This window comes from Pantoea sp. SJZ147 (genome assembly GCF_007828605.1).
Classification (GTDB): Bacteria; Pseudomonadota; Gammaproteobacteria; order Enterobacterales; family Enterobacteriaceae; genus Pantoea; species Pantoea allii.
On record NZ_VIVB01000010.1, the window covers coordinates 115,422 to 133,137 of the forward strand.

At 49.5% G+C, this 17,716-nt stretch carries 17 protein-coding genes, 1 tRNA gene and 1 other RNA gene; 9 read left to right on the forward strand and 10 right to left on the reverse strand.

What is annotated here, in order from left to right:
• The first annotated feature begins 333 nt into the window (after positions 1-333).
• Together fdhD and sodA are read left to right on the forward strand one after the other, a co-directional pair.
• Complete coding sequence (gene fdhD, locus FBY13_RS15490; protein ID WP_370513228.1) at positions 334-1,158, forward strand: formate dehydrogenase accessory sulfurtransferase FdhD; 825 nt, start codon at positions 334-336, stop codon at positions 1,156-1,158.
• Positions 1,159-1,421: 263 nt separating this feature from the next.
• Positions 1,422-2,039, forward strand: coding sequence for a superoxide dismutase [Mn] (sodA, locus tag FBY13_RS15495; protein ID WP_006121393.1), 618 nt, complete (start codon positions 1,422-1,424; stop codon positions 2,037-2,039).
• 18 nt (positions 2,040-2,057) lie between these two features.
• Here sodA and FBY13_RS15500 read toward each other — a convergent pair whose 3' ends face one another.
• On the reverse strand, positions 2,058-2,279 hold the full coding sequence (locus FBY13_RS15500) for a hypothetical protein (RefSeq protein WP_145394568.1): 222 nt from the start codon (positions 2,277-2,279) through the stop codon (positions 2,058-2,060).
• Positions 2,280-2,345: 66 nt separating this feature from the next.
• Between FBY13_RS15500 and FBY13_RS15505 the strand changes: the two genes are divergently transcribed.
• Positions 2,346-3,308: a VirK/YbjX family protein gene (locus FBY13_RS15505; RefSeq protein WP_145394569.1), complete on the forward strand. Its 963-nt coding sequence runs from the start codon at positions 2,346-2,348 to the stop codon at positions 3,306-3,308.
• A gap of 8 nt (positions 3,309-3,316) precedes the next feature.
• Here FBY13_RS15505 and FBY13_RS15510 read toward each other — a convergent pair whose 3' ends face one another.
• The 5 genes from FBY13_RS15510 to FBY13_RS15530 form a co-directional block, all read right to left on the reverse strand.
• A complete protein-coding gene (locus FBY13_RS15510) occupies positions 3,317-3,679 on the reverse strand; it encodes a YibL family ribosome-associated protein (protein ID WP_063877845.1) in 363 nt (120 codons plus the stop codon).
• A 102-nt stretch (positions 3,680-3,781) separates the two neighbouring features.
• Complete coding sequence (locus FBY13_RS15515) at positions 3,782-4,384, reverse strand: MltR family transcriptional regulator (RefSeq protein WP_074180985.1); 603 nt, start codon at positions 4,382-4,384, stop codon at positions 3,782-3,784.
• Positions 4,385-4,391: 7 nt separating this feature from the next.
• Positions 4,392-5,540 (reverse strand): mannitol-1-phosphate 5-dehydrogenase, encoded by a 1,149-nt coding sequence (gene mtlD / locus FBY13_RS15520; RefSeq protein WP_145394570.1) that lies wholly within the window; start codon positions 5,538-5,540, stop codon positions 4,392-4,394.
• Between the two features lie 94 nt (positions 5,541-5,634).
• On the reverse strand, positions 5,635-7,569 hold the full coding sequence (locus FBY13_RS15525; RefSeq protein WP_145394571.1) for a PTS mannitol transporter subunit IICBA: 1,935 nt from the start codon (positions 7,567-7,569) through the stop codon (positions 5,635-5,637).
• Positions 7,570-8,006: 437 nt separating this feature from the next.
• The gene (locus FBY13_RS15530; protein WP_063877849.1) at positions 8,007-8,723 is read right to left on the reverse strand and encodes a DUF3053 domain-containing protein; all 717 of its coding nucleotides are present in this window, start codon (positions 8,721-8,723) and stop codon (positions 8,007-8,009) included.
• A 1,057-nt stretch (positions 8,724-9,780) separates the two neighbouring features.
• On the opposite strand from FBY13_RS15530, the gene FBY13_RS15535 reads away from it, so the two are divergent.
• The gene (locus FBY13_RS15535; RefSeq protein WP_063877850.1) at positions 9,781-10,074 is read left to right on the forward strand and encodes an HTH-type transcriptional regulator; all 294 of its coding nucleotides are present in this window, start codon (positions 9,781-9,783) and stop codon (positions 10,072-10,074) included.
• A gap of 122 nt (positions 10,075-10,196) precedes the next feature.
• Here the strand turns inward: FBY13_RS15535 and tnaB are convergent, their stop codons facing one another.
• The 4 genes from tnaB to FBY13_RS15555 form a co-directional block, all read right to left on the reverse strand.
• Complete coding sequence (gene tnaB / locus FBY13_RS15540) at positions 10,197-11,444, reverse strand: low affinity tryptophan permease TnaB (RefSeq protein WP_145394572.1); 1,248 nt, start codon at positions 11,442-11,444, stop codon at positions 10,197-10,199.
• 114 nt (positions 11,445-11,558) lie between these two features.
• Positions 11,559-12,974, reverse strand: a complete 1,416-nt coding sequence (tnaA, locus tag FBY13_RS15545) for a tryptophanase (protein ID WP_109717915.1) — start codon at positions 12,972-12,974, stop codon at positions 11,559-11,561.
• Between the two features lie 265 nt (positions 12,975-13,239).
• A complete protein-coding gene (gene tnaC / locus FBY13_RS23915) occupies positions 13,240-13,317 on the reverse strand; it encodes a tryptophanase leader peptide (RefSeq protein WP_074181043.1) in 78 nt (25 codons plus the stop codon).
• Positions 13,318-13,691: 374 nt separating this feature from the next.
• Positions 13,692-14,285 (reverse strand): HD domain-containing protein, encoded by a 594-nt coding sequence (locus FBY13_RS15555; RefSeq protein ID WP_096012914.1) that lies wholly within the window; start codon positions 14,283-14,285, stop codon positions 13,692-13,694.
• A gap of 60 nt (positions 14,286-14,345) precedes the next feature.
• On the opposite strand from FBY13_RS15555, the gene FBY13_RS15560 reads away from it, so the two are divergent.
• From FBY13_RS15560 to FBY13_RS15580, 5 genes are all read left to right on the forward strand, one after another.
• Complete coding sequence (locus FBY13_RS15560) at positions 14,346-14,810, forward strand: MarR family winged helix-turn-helix transcriptional regulator (protein WP_063877854.1); 465 nt, start codon at positions 14,346-14,348, stop codon at positions 14,808-14,810.
• A 94-nt stretch (positions 14,811-14,904) separates the two neighbouring features.
• The gene (locus tag FBY13_RS15565; RefSeq protein ID WP_028725402.1) at positions 14,905-15,333 is read left to right on the forward strand and encodes an organic hydroperoxide resistance protein; all 429 of its coding nucleotides are present in this window, start codon (positions 14,905-14,907) and stop codon (positions 15,331-15,333) included.
• Between the two features lie 250 nt (positions 15,334-15,583).
• Entirely contained in the window at positions 15,584-17,275 is a 1,692-nt protein-coding gene (eptB, locus tag FBY13_RS15570) for a kdo(2)-lipid A phosphoethanolamine 7''-transferase (protein WP_063877855.1), read from the forward strand.
• Positions 17,276-17,398: 123 nt separating this feature from the next.
• A tRNA-Pro gene (locus tag FBY13_RS15575) sits at positions 17,399-17,475 on the forward strand.
• A 34-nt stretch (positions 17,476-17,509) separates the two neighbouring features.
• Positions 17,510-17,639: non-coding RNA, RtT sRNA (locus FBY13_RS15580), on the forward strand.
• Positions 17,640-17,716 lie beyond the last annotated feature (77 nt).

Below are 17,716 nucleotides of genomic sequence, written 5' to 3' on the forward strand. Positions count from 1 at the left end.
GCTGCTGACATCAAAGCAATCATATTTGTGAGTCAGGAGACCGCGGCACGGCTGGATGCCACGATCCGACCCGACAGGCTGATCATAGCAGCCCAAATCCTGTCCTTCTGTGTGAAATGCATTTTTTCCCTGACTGACAGCGCGTGAACCGGATGATTGAACATCGACTTGCACAACGGATGCCAGGCCATCAGGGAGCAATTTCACGCTTTATGCTCTCGGGGTGACATGCGCTTGTTGCCGCCTTTGACCCGGTTCAGAATAGGCACTATTCAGGATAGCGGAATACTATTACCTTTTAATCCATGCGGAATTAGCCAGGATCAGAACAAAGTGAATAAAAACAAAGCGAGATGTGATGCTTGTGTAAGCGAGCTGGATGGTCTGCGTGAAACTCAGGTGTGGCAACGTGACGATTTACACCATTCCCAGGCTGACTGGTTAGCAGAAGAAGTCCCGGTGGCGCTGGTTTACAATGGCATTTCTCACGTCGTGATGATGACGACGCCCAAAGACCTGGAGGCTTTTGCCATCGGTTTTTCTCTCTCAGAGGGCATTATTGACGCCCCGACAGATATTTTTGGTATGGATGTCGTCGCGGGTTGCAGTGGTATTGAGGTGCAGATTGAGCTATCCAGCCGCCGTTTTATGGCGTTGAAGGCGCATCGGCGCGCTCTGGCAGGGCGAACGGGCTGCGGCGTTTGTGGCGTGGAGCAACTGGACCAGATTGGTAAGCCGCTTACGCCGCTGCCGTTCACTCAGCGCTTCACGTTAGCGCACCTGGACCGCGCGCTGGGGCAACTGAAGCATTTTCAGCCCGTGGGGCAAAAAACGGGCTGCACTCATGCTGCCGCCTGGATACAGCCTGAGGGTGAGCTTGTTCACGGCTGCGAAGATGTGGGCCGTCATGTCGCGCTCGACAAGCTGTTGGGCTATCGCAGTCAGGCCACGTGGGGCGACGGTGCTCTGCTGGTTTCCAGCCGCGCCAGCTATGAAATGGTGCAGAAATCAGCCATGTGTGGCGTTGAAATTCTGTTTGCCGTTTCCGCAGCAACCCGACTGGCCGTAGAGGTTGCAGAACGCTGTAACCTTACCCTGGTGGGGTTCAGTAAGCCGGGCCGTGCAACCATTTACAGCCATCCACAGCGGCTCATGTAAATCCTGTTCTGTGCAGGTGCGTTGCGCGCGGAACCAATGAGTGCGGCGACACGCGCCTGCTGATCAGCCGCTGCATCGGCCATTTTGCGGGCAGCATAAAACTTAAAATTGCGCAGTCTTTGCATGTTTTTTCAAAACCTTATGTTTAATAGGGCATTGATTACGCTTTTACCGATCATGAATTTAACTATAATGATACGACTGCTTACGCGGCACGTGCCGACATTGTCGTGCTGCTCAAACACTAAATGGAGAGGAAGAACATGAGTTATTCACTGCCATCCCTGCCTTACGCTTACGACGCACTGGAACCGCACTTTGACAAGCAGACGATGGAAATCCATCACACCAAACATCATCAGACCTATGTCAACAACGCCAATGCGGCGCTGGAAGGCACTGAATTTGCTGATCTGCCTGTTGATGAACTGATCACGAAACTGGATCAGCTGCCAGCAGACAAAAAAGGCCCGCTGCGTAATAACGCAGGTGGTCATGCTAACCACAGTCTGTTCTGGAAAGGCCTGAAAACGGGCACAACGCTTCAGGGTGAGCTGAAGGCGGCGATTGAGAAAGATTTTGGTAGCGTTGAAAAATTCCAGGAAGAGTTTGAGAAAGCGGCGGCAACCCGTTTCGGTTCTGGTTGGGCCTGGCTGGTTAAAAAAGGTGACAAACTGGCCGTGGTTTCGACCGCTAACCAGGACAACCCACTGATGGGTGAGGCTATCGCTGGCGTTTCAGGTTATCCGATCATCGGTCTGGATGTGTGGGAACACGCATACTACCTGAAGTACCAAAACAAGCGTCCAGATTACATTAAAGCATTCTGGAACGTGGTTAACTGGGACGAAGCGGCAGCCCGCTTTGCCTCCGCTAAGTAAGCGATAACCACACGAGTCTCAACCGGCAGAACCTGTTCTGCCGGTTTTTTTTCGCCTGAACGTCACGTTTTCTCTCTTCGCCGTTGGCATGATGCCACTACGATTGCCGATGCAGTTTTCCGTTGCAGGCGGGCTGCCTGCAAATCGCCGCAATAGAAAAGTCCCTTGCGATAAATCAGTTAAACCATTTTTAAACGAAGCGTAAGTTGACCCCGTTAAGTTTTTAACTATTTGAGTCATTAACCTGTCGTTGATACCGGTCGTTTTATCATCAATGCCACGATCAGACTAATAAGAACTTACACCATGTCCATTTACACTACACACTATCCGGTTGCCGATTCGTATGCCTCTTTATTTTTTCAATTAATCAGCGGAAAGTACGTACCCAATAAAATCTGGCTGAGTCGTCGTTTTCGTCTCAAATTTGCCTTAAGGACGCTGATTGCACCCATTACCACGTTGCGCTATTTACAGCAGCTCTCTGAGTTACCCAGAATTTCGCAATTAATGCGCGTACAGGGTTTATTACCCGCTAAGTTACATCGCCCTTATCTGCACGCCGGAATGCGCGTAGCAGCTCGCGCGCAGGCTATTCTTGATCACTACCATTTGCTGAGTAATCTGGAAAACATGTCACTCCGTCAGATCCTGCAAAGCGGTGAAGAGAATGTTCTGGCCAGACTGTCGGGCAAAAATAACGAAGAATTCGTCATTGCCTGTAGTGCGGGCTATTACGATCGCGAGGGGGAAGTCACCTTAGTGCTGCGTTATCAGGATGAAGGCATCGCGTCTCTGACATTTACGATCTTAAATGAGGAAAACGCACGGACTTTATTAATTGGTGGTTTACAGGGGCCGCGTAAAAGCATCAGTAATGATGTTATTCGCGATGCAACCAAAGCGGCGCATGGCTTATTTCCTAAACGCTTACTGATGGAAGTCGTGTTTATTTTAGCGCAGCAATGCGGCGTCCGAAAAATAGCAGCGGTAGGAGACAAGACGCATGTTTTTCGTAGCCTGCGTTATCGCCAGAGTAAAGGGGATAAATTCCATGCCAGCTACAGTGAATTTTGGCTGACGGTTAACGGGCAAGAACGTGCAGATGGCATCTTTATCCTGCCGCTGACGTTGCCGCGTAAAACGCTGGAGGACATTGCCAGCAAGAAGCGTGCAGAGTACCGTCGTCGTTATACGCTGCTGGATTCGCTGGCAGAGCAGGTAGGGACTGCTACTGGCCAGCAAAATAGCGAACAGGCCGCCGCCTGACCCCGATATTAAAAGGCGCTTTTCGCAAATCCGGTCATGACGTCAAGACCCATTTCTCGTCCCAGCGCGGTCATTGGATGTACCACCACCAGGCCGCGCACGCTTTTCTTCAATGCGCCTAAATTTGCCTGCTCTTTTTTGGTAATCGCCCGGCTAAACGGTAGCTTTTGCAGTTTCTGCGCTTCCAGACTCAGTTTAACCTCGCGCTGACTGCGAAGACGCTCGATTTCAGTCACCAGCGTTTCTTTCTCTTTCAGTAGCGCACCCAGCTTTTCAGCATCACCGGATTCTAGCAACTGAGGTTCTTTACGATTCAGGGCGTCCAGTTGATCGCTGAGGCGTTTAATTTCGTTCTTTTCTTGCTCTTTCATGACAACAACTCGTTGAGGAAAACAGGCTAAGGATACACCAAATTTAACGTAGATTCTCGGTGGTTAGCGCGAAAAGGGGAGCCGTCAGGCTCCCGGCAGGATTTAGCTGGCTGACTTCTTAAAAGCCTGTTTCAGGCTGATGCGGGAAATCAGTTCGGTGAGTGACAGGACCATGGTGGAGCGCACCATTTGCAGATAACGCTGCTGCTGCATAGCCTGCAGTGCAGCATCCTCAGCATGTAACGCGGGCACCGGCGGCCAGGCCGCTACGCAGTGTAACTCACCAAACGGCCCCAGGATTTCATCGTCTGTAAAGCGGTAATCGCCTGCATCGTGATTGAGCTCTTCGCGCAGGGCCAGAAGTAACTCGCAGTCTTCATATTCATGCCGGCTAATAACGCCAAGACCATAAATCAGCTTGAGCCGGACAGAGAGTTCCCCTAACGGACCATCGCCCAGCAACAGGGGCTCTACGGCGTATTTCACCGCGTAGTCATCTTTACGGAATACCTGCAGTACCAACAAATTGACAGCTTCAGCTAACAGCTCGACGGCGGCGAACAAAAAGCTTCTCACCGAGCGTCCAGCGTTCAGGCGTTCAAGCACCCGGTTTTCAAAAGCCTGCTTCTCTTCCATTATCGCCTGCGTCAATGTAGTGCTGCTGTCGAGGGCCCGTTCATCGCCCCCGATCTGGGTCGCTAACATGGGCCTGTTATGCCATGGCGTGCCAGGCACTCACGGCCTCTTTGATAATTTCACTCTCAGGATCGAGTCCTGAAACCTGCGCCAGGGTCGCCTGTGGGCCTTTTTCTGCCAGTAGCGTAGCCAGCTCCTGCGCCTGGGGATCCTGATCGCTGCGGTAATGCATGGCAGCCGCAATCCCCTGCACCAGGTTCGCGTGTGGCAGACCGTATTCCAGCGTGCCCAGGGTCGGTTTAATCAGGCGATCGCCCGCGCTCAGCTTGCGAAGTGGCTGGCGGCCTACGCGCTCAACGTCGTCTTTCAGATACGGATTTTCAAAGCGACCAAGAATTTTTTGAATATAGGCAGCATGTTTATCCGCTTCAAAACCATAACGCCTTATGAGCACCGCGCCGCTTTCTTCCATCGCACCCTGAACGACAGCACGAATTTTACCATCGAGGATCGCATCGCGAATAGTCTGGTGACCCGCCAACTGCCCCAGGTAGGCCGTAATAGCATGACCGGTATTCAGTGTGAAAAGTTTACGTTCCACAAATGCCATCAGGTTATCTGTCAGTTCCATGCCCGGAATAGTAGGCAGCTCGCCTTTAAACTGGGTTTTATCCACAATCCATTCGCTGAAGGTTTCGACCGTGACTTCCAGCGGATCCTGGCTGCCTGCTTCAGAAGGCGGAACGATACGGTCTACCGCTGAATCCACAAAGCCGACATGTTGTTCAAGCCAGACATGATACTCAAAGGGCAGCGCTTGCAGTACATGTTGTTTTAACTGACTGGTGCCGCGCACCATGTTTTCACAGGCGATAATATTTAACGGCCGAACATTGCCGTTATCACTGCGTTTGGCCAGACCTTTTGCCACGCTGGCAGCAATGCGCTCAAGGATTTGCGGACCAACGGCAGTGGTAACGAGATCGACGTCAGCGACCAGTTCGATAATCTCGTCGCTGGTACTGTTAACGGCGCTAACGCCCTTAACCACTTCAACTTTGGCCTGTTCACCCACGACGTGGACGGGATATTCATGACGTGCATTAAGGGCATCCAGCACTGCCTGATTGACATCTGCAAAAATCAGTTCAATACCGGCATCTGCCAGGAGTTTGCCAATAAAACCGCGACCAATGTTGCCTGCTCCGAAATGTAACGCTTTCATAAAATTGACCCATATCAAATGACGATGGGGCGGGCATGTCCGCCCCAGAAAAGTGGGACGGGCACAACCGCCCCAGGGAAAATGTCGAACCGGATTATGCTACAGCGGGCTTGCCTGATAACAGATCCAGAACATCCTGTACGCTCTCAGTGTGCGCCAGTTTTTCAATGACCTGATCATCATCCAGCGCGTTCGTCAGGCTGGTGATCACCTGAATATGTTCGTTATTGCGGGCAGCAATACCAATCACCAGACGCGCCACTTCATCAGGCTCCTCGCCAAACTGTACGCCGGCAGGATACTGACAGAAAACCACGCCCGTTTTCAGTACACGATCTTTCGCTTCAACGGTACCGTGTGGCACGGCAATCGACTCGCCAAGATAAGTCGGGGTCAGCTTTTCGCGCTCCAGCATGGCATCAATGTATTCAGGTTCTACGTAGCCGCCTTTGACCAACTGCTCACCGGCGAAGCGAATCGCCTGCTCTTTATTGCTGGCACTCAGTCCCAGGAAAACGTTGCTGTGACCGAGCTTAAACAGGTTGGCATTGCTGTTATCGTAGCTGTCACCCAGCGTCTTCTGTACGGCTTCACGGTTGGCTTCACTGCGATTAGCCGCGACCAGGCGCTCTGTCAGCGTGCTGTAGAGCGCACTGTCCAGGAAGTTGTTTAAGGAAATATGCTGAGCATGAGGTGCCTGACGGATAGCCCGCTCAGTTAAATCGCGATGGGTAATCACCAAATCAACATCGCCCGGTAACGCATTAATGGCGCTGTTGGTCACCGAGATATTACTCAGCCCGGCATCATGAACTTTCTTACGCAGCACACCTGCGCCCATTGCACTCGACCCCATGCCCGCATCGCAGGCGACAATGATTTTGCGCACATGGTCCAGGTCAACGCTCATCGCATCACTGGCAACCGGGGCACCAGCCAGACTCTGTCCTTTCGACTGCGCTTTCATGTCGTGCATACGTTGCGTCGCGGCTTCGATATCGTCATCTTCTTTCACTTTGCTCGTTTTCAACAAAATGGCAGAAATAACAAAAGACACGGCAAAAGCAGCAAAGATGGCAGCAATATTGGCGAAGTAAGCGCCTTTTGGCGTCATCGCTAATACCGCTAAAATTGAACCGGGTGAAGCAGGCGAGACCAGGCCACCGTGCAGCACGGTCAAGGTGAATACGCCGGTCATACCGCCCAGGATCACCGCCAGCAGCAGACGCGGTGCCATCAGCACATAAGGGAAGTAGATTTCGTGGATACCGCCAAGGAAGTGGATAATCGCTGCACCGCCAGCAGACTGCTTAGCACTGCCCCGACCAAAGAACATATAGGCCATCAGTACGCCCATACCCGGACCTGGGTTTGCTTCGATCAGGAAGAAAATCGATTTGCCTGCTTCGCTCGCCTGCTGAATACCCAGCGGCGAGAAAATGCCGTGGTTAATCGCATTGTTGAGGAACAGGATTTTTGCGGGTTCAACAAAGATCGACGTCAATGGCAGCAGGTTGTTCTGCACCATCAGGTTAACACCCGTGGCAAGAATATGTGACAGGCCTTCAACCAGTGGACCAATCGCCATAAATGCCAGGATGGCTAACAACATACCGATGATACCGGCAGAGAAGTTGTTCACCAGCATTTCAAAGCCGCTTTTGATTTTACCGTCAACCATACGGTCAAAGGATTTAATCGCCCAGCCGCCAAGCGGACCCGCAATCATTGAGCCGAGGAACATTGGCATATCGGCACCGACAATCACGCCCATGGTTGTGATTGCGCCTACGACACCACCGCGATCGCCACCGACTAAACGTCCGCCGGTAAAGCCGATCAGTAATGGCAGCAGGTAGGTGATCATCGGGGCGACCAGCTTCGCCAGCGTTGCGTTAGGAATCCAGCCTGTTGGAATAAACAGCGCGGTGATAATACCCCAGGCGATAAATGCGCCAATATTAGGCATCACCATATTACTCAAAAAGCGACCAAAGCTTTGTACTTTGACCTTTACTGATGAGGACATAAGCCCACCCCTTGTTGAGACGCGCTGCAACAGGAGCGCGCGTTTGTTTTTGTTTAGCCACTACGGCGATAAACCGTCAGTATTACTGTATGCAGGCGGACTTTATCACGCGAATATGGGGCTGCGTAGTACAGGCAGTTTGATGTGATCTTAATCACGTTTATGGTGGGGTGGTAGGGGGGTGTTTAGTGATACATATCACAAAAACAGGCTATTTCCGGCCTGGACTGAACAAATTTACACCGCTAACAATGGATTTTAGTGATGATGATCACATTTATCGCCCGTGGCTTTGTTTGATAAATGAGATATAGATCACAAAGTAATTTGATGAAAAACGGCCCTGATCACACTTTGATCAGGGCCGTTTAAATAAATGATCTTTATTAAATGATGTTCAGATTAGCCAGGCAGAACAGGGGGTGCCGGAGCGATGTTTATTGCACATTCCCCTGAACGGCATTTTTAGCCTGCGTCAGCGCCTGCACATTGGCAGATAAGCTGTTCATCAAGTCATTATATTGTGTTGCCTGCTCCTGAGTCGGGAACTGAACGCCACCGTTATTGAAACTGACTCGGGTGCCCTGAGCCTGTAAAAACTCACCGGTCTGCACCGCATCCTGGCTGAGTGCCTGAAGTTTGGGTAACAGCGGGATAAGCTGACTGGCGGGCTGCGACACGACTTTATCGTAAGCGGTGTCGAAGACTTTCTTCAGATCGTCCGTTTGTTTAAGCGCGGCTTTGCTTTTATCTGCCTGCATTTTGGCGCTTTCCAGCTGCTGCGTGGCTACCGTTAATGCGCTGTTAGCCTGAGCAAGAGAGTCGCGGCGGCTCAGATAGTCTTGCGGCACGTGGATCGCTGAAAGTTCATCCACTACCGGGCGCATGCCCTGATCTACCGCTTTGTTAGCCTGCTGCGAGAAGCCATACAGAATGGCGTAATCCCCTGCGAAAGGACCAAAACTTTGTTTCTGGTTTTCGCTCAGGCTGGGCAGATGCTCGCCGCTACGCATAACGGTATTTTGCAGGAAATCGATAAACGCTTTGCGCTGGTCGCCCTCTTTGTCACCACATGCGGTGAGCTGCAATACGAGAAGCACGCCAGTCAGCAAAATGCCGCCGCGTGCCAGAATACGGGAAATTCCTGAAGCCATGATGTCAACTCCTGTCGGTAAAGCTGGCTGATGTCCGGAAAAGCAGTGGCCTAAAGAATAGAACAAACGTGAACTGCCACACAATGTGAAAGCGCTGTGTAAGGCCATTACCTGCAAGAAAGTTTGCTTGCAGCGGGTTTATAAGGCCATTTGAGACTTCAGTTACCCGAGGCCGGGAGCTGAATGAGGATAACAGCGCCATTACGCCGCGACGAAGACGGGCTGCTGTATGGACTGGCGCGCCAGCATTGACGTGGAGCACCTGCAAACTGAGCCGGAATGGGCCATAAATACATGGTCTGAATAATTAACACCAGCTTAAGTTTTAAAGCGAAGCACGTGCGCGGTGTGGTGCATTACCGTTAAATCTTCATTAACGAGTTGCCCTAAAATTGTTCACTTGCATTAAAGTGGTGCGGGTTGTGCCATGTGCTTGCGTCTGGCATGAACGGCACAAATTATCTTCTCCGCTATAATCGTAACGTCACATTGCCCTCCGAAGATAGTGTTGATCACCCATTCAGCGCGGCTCTTGCTCGCACTATCAGGCCCGGTAAGCGTTTGCTCAGTATCAGTGGGCGGGATCGAAGATGGCTGGCAGTGAACTGCCGCATTTCTTTGTATAAAAAATGAAAGCCTGGCGCATATTTTGCAATCATTATGAGTGACAGGCACGGTTTTCGGTGTGCGTTGAGTCGGAAAAGGTTGGCAAGGACAAAAAAGCGATCTGTACTTTTCATGTACCGCGTGGCAACAAAATCAATGGCTTCAACTGGTTAGGTTGTTTAACCATTTTTCAGAATTGTAAAGTTAAAAAAAATGTTTAATTTGCACTGCAAATTGTCAGGTATCTATCCATAATTAGTCTCCCGGCATTTGTTGCATTGTTTTGACATGTTTAACAGCGATGCAGGTCAGGCTGTGTCCCATAAGGGTTTTCTTACAATAAAAACAAACTCTTAAGGGATGCAGCTTGCTTAATCCGGTTTCTGAGCCTGATTTCAGGTTCTTGTACCTTCTTTCACGTGATTCATAGTGAGTTTTTAAGGAGTTCTCTATGGAATTAAAAGACCCAATGTTTGAATTGCTCAGCAGCCTTGAGCAGATTGTTTTGACACGTGATAACAGCCCTGTGGCGCTGCAAGCTCAGCGTCAACCCGCGATGCCAGAGCCGCAGCGTTTACGCGAAATGGCAGGAATGCAGGTTGACGAGTTTGCCAGGATCATGGGCGTTAGCGTTTCTTCGGTTAAAAGTTGGGAAGCACAGCGTACGCGCCCTTCCGCAACGGCACGGAAATTGATGAAATTACTTCACGCCAATCCTTACCTTGGGCGTCAGTTACTCGATTAAGTCATTAAGTATTAAAGCGTTATCCCGGCTATTGTTGAAGCCGGTCACATGAGTGACCGGCTGTTTAACACCTCTTCCCGATAACGCTTCCCTTCAAAATAACGCTCAGGCCTGTCAGACAATCAGCTCAACTTAGGTAAAACGTTGAGAACATTGCCAAACCAGCAAACAATAACCACGACACCAAATAAAATAACAAACACGGGAATTACCTTGCCGCCCCAGACGGTGAACGTTTTGTCAGGAAAGCGTTTTCTGGCTTTCAATGCTAGCAGCGCAGGGACAATCACTGCCCATATGGTTGCGCATAATCCCGCACCGCCGATGCCGTAGAGAAAACCGTCAGGGTAGAACACATAGAGGATGCTGGGAGGAAGAAAGGTCAGCAGCACCGTTTTAAAGCGTCCTGCATGGGAATTGTCAATGTTGAACAGGTCAGCCAGATAATCGAATAACCCCAGGGTCACGCCAAAGAAAGAGCTTGCTACCGCAAGGTTAGAAAAAACCAACAGGAAGAATTCTATCAGGCTACCGGGATGGGTTCCCATAAAGGATTTCACCAGCACGTCAACATTTCCGCCCGAGGCAATAATCCCCTTAAAGTTTTCACGCGGGATATTTCCCATTGTGCAATACAGCCAGAAAAGGTAAATAAGCAGCGCCAGCAATGAACCCAAAACAATACTTTTAACCAGTTTATCTTTTTTCTTTCCATAACAAATAATCAGGCTGGGAATATTTCCATGGAAACCAAATGAAGCCAGGCAGACAGGTATTGCCATAAATATATAAGGAAAGTAACGGTTGTTTTCACTGATGCCGCGCACATCCCGCAGAAGGGACATATCGACTTTAAAAAATAGTGAACCAAAGACAATCACAAAGGCTAAAATTTTAATACCTAAAAATAGCGAAGTGATTCTGCTGGCGGCCAGTGAACTTACCCATAATACACAGGCAACGAAAACCGCTGTTCCTAAACCAATCCATTCTGACTTTATATTGATACTGGAATGCATCGAAAGCGTTTCGCTGATAATTGCGCCGTTAGCGGAGATATAAGCATATGTCAGTATATACAGCACAAAGGCAACGGTAATGCCGCTGATGATATTCCACGTTTTACCCAATAGATCTTTGGTTAACGTGTTGAAACTCGAACCTACGGGATAGTTTAAGTTAGCTTCCAGTAACAATAAACCGGAATGAAGCATTGAAAACCAGGCGATGATTAAGATAAATGCGCCCCAGAAGAACCAGGCACCTGCGAGATCGACAGGGAGTGCAAACATCCCACCACCGATTACCGTTCCTGCTATAACCATTACGCCCCAGAAGGAGGAATGTTTCTGATCTGTATTGTCTTCCATGGTGTCCTCTCAATACGCTTTTTTACTTTTATCATTTTTATAATTTTTCAGGTTGACCAGCAGAGTGACGGAGCAGCTGTTGCCAGACAGCTGCTCACTGTACAGGTATGACTATTAGATCTCTTTAAGTTTTGCGGTGAAGTGGCGCAAAACTTTAGGCTCATAGGTAAACGCTAAGCCTTTTATGTTCGCGGCATTCTCTTTCACATGCTCAAACGCTTCAATAATGAAGTCCATATGCGTTTGTGTGTAGGTGGCTCGGGGAATGGTTAAACGCAGCAGTTCTGCCGGGCAGGGCAACTGTTCACCGGTTTTCGGATCACGGCCGAGTAAAAACGATCCGATCTCTACTGCCCTGATACCGGCCACTTTATACAGTTCGCAGGCAAGAGCCTGAGCGGGGAAGTGATCCGCCGGTATGTGCGGCAATAATTTTCCAGCATCGACAAAGGCGGCATGACCGCCGGCTTGTTGGCAGGTCACGCCAATTGATTCAAGACCATCGACCAGATACTGAATCTGACTGATGCGATAAGCCAGCCAGTCCTGATTCATGCCGTCATACAGGCCAACCGCCAGGCGTTCCATTGCCCCACCTTCTAAGCCACCATAGGTGGGGAAGCCTTCCTGAACCACGCAAAGCGTTCTGCAATCGGTGTACACGTCAAAGAAGCTGTCGTCTTTAAATGAGAGTAAGCCGCCCATCGGTACCATGGCATCTTTTTTGGCCGACATGGCCAGCATGTCAGCATATTTATAGGTTTCTCGGGTGATCGCTTCAATTGTCCAGTTTTTATAGGGTTTTTCCCGTTGCTGGATAAAATAGGCGTTTTCAGCAAAGCGTGCTGAATCCATGACAACGGGAATGTCATATTTTTGTGCAATCTGGTACATGGCTTTTAAATTTGCCAGCGATACAGGCTGTCCACCCGCGGAATTACAGGTAATCGTGGCAACAATGTAGGGCACATTATTCGCCCCCACGTCCTGTATACCCTTTTCCAGACTTTCAAGGTCAAAGTCGCCTTTGAAGTCATGGCGAACCGCCGTATCGAAAGCTTCTTTGATATAAACATTCCTTACGGTACAACCATTTATCTGGCTGTGGCCTTGGGTGGTATCGAAAAAGTAGTTAGAAAAGGCCACCATTTTGTTTCGGTCCAGGCCTTTTTCTTGTTCGCGTTTCTTTATTAAAACCGGGATATAAATTTGTTCTGCACCGCGCCCCTGATGCGTAGGAATCGTATAGGCATAGCCAAAAATCGCTTTTACCGCTTCTGCCAGGGCGTAATAACTGCGGCTGCCACTATAGGATTCATCGCCCCGCATCATCGCAGCCTGCATATTTTGCGTTACGGCACCGGTGCCGCTATCGGTGAGCAAATCGATAAAAACGTCTTCGCTGTCCAGCAGAAATGGATTCATTCCGGCTTTGATAATTGCTGTGTCCCGGTGTTCACGCGTGGTACGTTTGACAGGCTCAATCACCCGAATGCGAAATGGCTCAGGTAAATGTCTAAAATTATTCATAATGATGTCCTTTAATGCAGACATGTCGAAGCCATGGTTTTAAACGAATTAATAAAAACCAGGTCGAATGCTGTTATTACTGTATTTCAGCCGATAAAAGATCGTGACTGCATTACGTGCAACGTTGCGTTTTCAATGCCCTGATCGGCAAATAAACGGACGTCATCGACGAGGCAGTTTTTTTAATGACTGAATGATTGAAAATACACCCGATAAATCACGGCCATATCAGCCGGAACAGAAGGGTGAAGAAAGCAAGGGGACGTTAAGGCAGGTGGTTGACAATGATATTATCAATGTTAAACCATTTTGAAATTACACAGGTGCTGTTTAAGATGATCATAATATTTCAACTCTCATTAAACATAGCGCTACCCTATTATATTTATTTGGTATGTCCAGGGTTACTTTAAATTATCGTGAGTGATATCACAGTAAAATCTCTTTTCGCCATGACGATTATTTATTTATGATATTAAAAATACTGTTTTTTGACAGTTTTCCAGCCAATAAATTACATTTTTTTGGATTCAATCCTTCTTAACATTTCTGTTTTACAGAGACATACTGAGGCAGCGCGAAAGCCTCATGGTTTGCCCTTAGGCGCGAAAGCCGTACCGCGCCCGCCGGCGCGCTTTAAGCCGTATAACCGGCTCCTCATTTCCAGGCTAAGGTACGCCGTTGGCATCAATGAATCAGCGCATGGCGAGGATGGCGTTAGCTTAATCCACCGTATTTGGCCGCTTGTTTAACAAACCATTTTTCAGGCACGTTATAGGGCGCATCGGCCAGCTGAGCAATACCACTTTCAATGTTGGCGGAAGCCTGGCGCCAGAGTTCTGCGTTGCCCTGCTTAAGCAATTCAATTTGCACCTTTTTTTCAATCAGATAAACGCGGGCAAAATGGGGATCGAAGCGAACAATAGAGCGCGTATTGTCAATGATGTCAGCCAGCTTGATGGTTTGTGCGTCAGGGCTGGCCTGCGCAGTATGGCGAAAATGGGCCATTTTGCGTTCTGTACGATTCCCTGCACTTTGCGGTGCGGTATTGGTCAGCATTTCAACCAGCATTGCGACATCATTACCGAAGTGATTTTCGATATCGCTAAGTGTCGTCGTCGTATCTTCCACGGTATCGTGTAGCCAGGCCGCAGCCAGCAAGACGGGATTATCCGTAATGCTTCTGACCAGTTCCACAACGGCTGCAGGATGGACGATATAAGGTTCGTCGGTGTATTTACGGCGTTGGCCCGCTGCTGCATGGGCTTGCGTGGCATAGCGTCGCGCCTGTTCTTCCAGAGAATCCTGCATGCACTACCTCGTTTTCATAAATTGCTTGCAATTAACTAGTGCGCTATTTATATTGCGTCCATGAACAGTAATAAAGATGACAAAAAAGTGAAAGCTGCGCCACTGTTGCTCGATCAGCAACTTTGCTTTGCACTGTATTCCGCCAATCTGGCGATGCATAAAGTGTATCGTAAGTTACTTACGCAGATGGATATTACCTATCCGCAATATCTGGTGATGCTGGTATTGTGGCAACAGGATTCACTTACCGTTTCTGAGATTGGTGAACGCCTCTTTCTGGATTCAGCGACATTAACGCCGCTGTTAAAACGTCTGGAAAATGCGGGCTTACTCAATCGCCAGCGCTCCCGTCAGGATGAGCGTCAGGTGGTCGTCAGCTTAACGGATACCGGACGTCTTTTGCGTCAGCAGGCTGAGAGGATTCCCGATGAAATCCAGTGTGCCTCTGATTGCAGTGAGGATGAGATGGCGGCGCTTAAACTGCAGTTGAACCAGTTACGTGACAAACTGATGGTGCCGCGCTAAATTTTTATCTGGATGTATGAAATAAGTCAGACTTCGCAGCTCGACTGCTGACCAATAAGTAGCGAGCGATTAAATAGTACAATGGAGATAAGATATGTCTTTAGAACAAGTGGTTTACCGTGCAAAAGCTAAAGCTACCGGTGGTCGTGATGGTCGTGCAACCTCATCTGACGGCGTTCTGGATGTCAAACTGGGCGTACCAAAAGAGATGGGCGGTGCAGGTGGTGAAGTCACTAACCCAGAGCAGCTTTTTGCAGCGGGCTACTCAGCTTGCTTCCTGGGCGCAATGAAGTTTGTTGCTGGCCGCGACAAAATCGCGATGCCAAAAGACGCATGGATTGAAGGCGAAGTCGGTATTGGTCCAATCCCTAATGGTTTTGGCATTGAGGCGACGCTGAATATTCACCTGCCTGAGATGGACGAAGCAGAAGCACAGAAACTGGTTGATGCTGCTCATATCGTTTGCCCATACTCAAATGCGACACGTAACAACATCGACGTAACGCTGAATATCCTTCGCTAAATGATTAAGGGCCTGAACACCGGCCCTTTTTTCTTTTCACCCACGCTGTTAATTGCCCCTTCTCCAGACTATTTTCTGGCCTAAATGCATGTCACATGCTTAACTGTGCCACTTCGCGTGATGACGTGTAAAAACGTTCAGAATATTCTTCTTTATTTAACCGGCCCGCTTAATTCGCGAACTCTGCCGAAATATGGCAGTCAGATTAACGTTTAGTTAAGCGCTTCGTTCCGGGGAAACACCATTTTTCATGAATTATATAAAATCATTAACACAGCAAAAGCTGTCGCTCTTGCTGGCTCTGTATCTCGGTATCCTGCTGAATTTGCCGATCTTTTACCGCCGTTTTGATGGCTTTCTGACGAAATCAACCGTGACAAACTGGCTGACCGCCTTTACCGAGGTCGTAGCAATTGTGTTACTGACGTTTTTCCTGATGCGACTGTTATCATTGGGCGGAAAGTGGCTGTACCGTGTTCTTGCGACCTTAATTGTATTGATTTCCGTCGCTGCCGGTTATTACATGGCCTTTTTCAATGTGGTCATTGGCTACGGCATTGTGGCATCAGTCATGACGACGGATACCGATCTGTCTAAAGAAGTCGTGGGTTATCACTTTATCCTGTGGATGGTGCTGGTCAGCGCGCTGCCGCTGTTTATGATTTGGCGTAACAACCTCAGCATGACGCTGAATGAGCAACTGCGTACGCCAGGGCAGCGACTAAAACCCGTTTTACTTTTGCTGGCCTGCGTCGCGTTGGTGTGGTTACCCATCCGTTACTTCGACAAGTTGCAAAAAACCAACGAGGAAGTGACCAATATCGACCTGCCGAGCTATGGCGGTATTGTGGCGCACTCTTATTTGCCGTCTAACTGGCTGGCTGCACTGGGTCTGTTTACCTGGACGAAGGTTGACGAGACGCTGGAAAATCACGAACTGTTGGACCCTGCGCAGAAATTTACCTACGTTGCACCGCCGGGGTTAGATGATACCTATGTGGTGTTTGTCATTGGTGAAACCACGCGCTGGGATCACATGGGCATGTTGGGTTATGAGCGCAATACCACACCTAAGCTGTCGAAAGAGAAAAACCTGGTCGCGTTTCGTGGTGAATCTTGTGATACCGCGACCAAACTGTCTTTGCGTTGTATGTTCGTGCGTGAAGGCGGCACCATGGACAACCCTGGCCGTACCCTGAAAGAGCAAAATGTTTTCGCAGTGATGAAAGAGCTGGGCTTTACCTCTGAGCTGTTCGCGATGCAAAGTGAAGTTTGGTTCTACGATAATATCAATGCGAATAACTTCTCCTTCCGCGAGCAAATTGGTTCAGAGCCACGCAATCAGGGTAAATCAGTGGATGATATGCTGCTGGTCCCGGAGTTGCAGGCATCACTCCAGCGCTATCCCAAGGGTAAACACCTGGTGGTTTTGCACACCAAAGGCTCACATTACCTTTACTCGCAACGCTATCCGCGCAGTTTTGCGCGTTATCAGCCTGAATGTATGGGCGTCGATGAAACCTGTAGCAAAGCACAGCTGATTAACGCCTACGATAACTCTGTTCTCTATGTCGACAGTATGCTGGACAGTGTGTTGGATCAGCTGCGTGATAAGAAAGCGATCGTGTTCTATGCGTCTGACCATGGTGAGTCGATCAGCGATAATATGCATCTGCATGGCACGCCGCGTGAAATGGCACCGCCGGAGCAGTTCCGTGTTCCCATGATGGTGTGGGCATCGGATAAATATCTGGCTGACCCGACCAACCGCGACAACTTCGAGCGTCTGCAGGCGCAACAGCGCACGGGTAAAACCCATCGTCACGTCGAGTTGTTTGATACGATCATGGGCTGCCTGGGTTATACCTCTCCAGATGGTGGTATTAAGGCGGCCAATAACTGGTGCCAGGCACCCGCCGGAACAACCGCTAAACCGCTGTAGTGGCGTAGCGATGCAGCACGGAACGGGGAAAAGCCGCTGACCGCCTGCTTTCCAGGCGATCAGGCGCGAAAGCGCAAAAAGCGGTTGACGCTTCCCAGGGGTAGCAGTAACATGCGCCCCCATCGGCGAGTAGCGCAGCTTGGTAGCGCAACTGGTTTGGGACCAGTGGGTCGGAGGTTCGAATCCTCTCTCGCCGACCATATTTAAGAAACCTGTCTGAAAAGACAGGTTTTTTTTCGCCTGAATAAAATGAGGATGAGAACCTCCGAAGGAGGTTTGCGCCGAGCGAAGCGAGACAACGTTGCGAATGCAACGGCCCGAAGGGCGCGTCCCGCAGGGGCGCGTAATCCTCTCTCGCCGACCATATTTAAGAAACCTGTCTGAAAAGACAGGTTTTTTTTCGCCTGAATAAAATGAGGATGAGAACCTCCGAAGGAGGTT

Coding starts and splice junctions, on each gene's coding strand:
- sodA (WP_006121393.1), top strand. CDS start 1,422: ATGAGTTATTCACTGCCATCCCTGCCTTACGCTTACGACGCACTGGAA.
- FBY13_RS15500 (WP_145394568.1), bottom strand. CDS start 2,279: ATGACTCAAATAGTTAAAAACTTAACGGGGTCAACTTACGCTTCGTTT.
- FBY13_RS15505 (WP_145394569.1), top strand. CDS start 2,346: ATGTCCATTTACACTACACACTATCCGGTTGCCGATTCGTATGCCTCT.
- FBY13_RS15510 (WP_063877845.1), bottom strand. CDS start 3,679: ATGAAAGAGCAAGAAAAGAACGAAATTAAACGCCTCAGCGATCAACTG.
- FBY13_RS15515 (WP_074180985.1), bottom strand. CDS start 4,384: ATGTTAGCGACCCAGATCGGGGGCGATGAACGGGCCCTCGACAGCAGC.
- mtlD (WP_145394570.1), bottom strand. CDS start 5,540: ATGAAAGCGTTACATTTCGGAGCAGGCAACATTGGTCGCGGTTTTATT.
- FBY13_RS15525 (WP_145394571.1), bottom strand. CDS start 7,569: ATGTCCTCATCAGTAAAGGTCAAAGTACAAAGCTTTGGTCGCTTTTTG.
- FBY13_RS15530 (WP_063877849.1), bottom strand. CDS start 8,723: ATGGCTTCAGGAATTTCCCGTATTCTGGCACGCGGCGGCATTTTGCTG.
- FBY13_RS15535 (WP_063877850.1), top strand. CDS start 9,781: ATGGAATTAAAAGACCCAATGTTTGAATTGCTCAGCAGCCTTGAGCAG.
- tnaB (WP_145394572.1), bottom strand. CDS start 11,444: ATGGAAGACAATACAGATCAGAAACATTCCTCCTTCTGGGGCGTAATG.
- tnaA (WP_109717915.1), bottom strand. CDS start 12,974: ATGAATAATTTTAGACATTTACCTGAGCCATTTCGCATTCGGGTGATT.
- tnaC (WP_074181043.1), bottom strand. CDS start 13,317: ATGATCATCTTAAACAGCACCTGTGTAATTTCAAAATGGTTTAACATT.
- FBY13_RS15555 (WP_096012914.1), bottom strand. CDS start 14,285: ATGCAGGATTCTCTGGAAGAACAGGCGCGACGCTATGCCACGCAAGCC.
- FBY13_RS15560 (WP_063877854.1), top strand. CDS start 14,346: ATGAACAGTAATAAAGATGACAAAAAAGTGAAAGCTGCGCCACTGTTG.
- FBY13_RS15565 (WP_028725402.1), top strand. CDS start 14,905: ATGTCTTTAGAACAAGTGGTTTACCGTGCAAAAGCTAAAGCTACCGGT.
- eptB (WP_063877855.1), top strand. CDS start 15,584: ATGAATTATATAAAATCATTAACACAGCAAAAGCTGTCGCTCTTGCTG.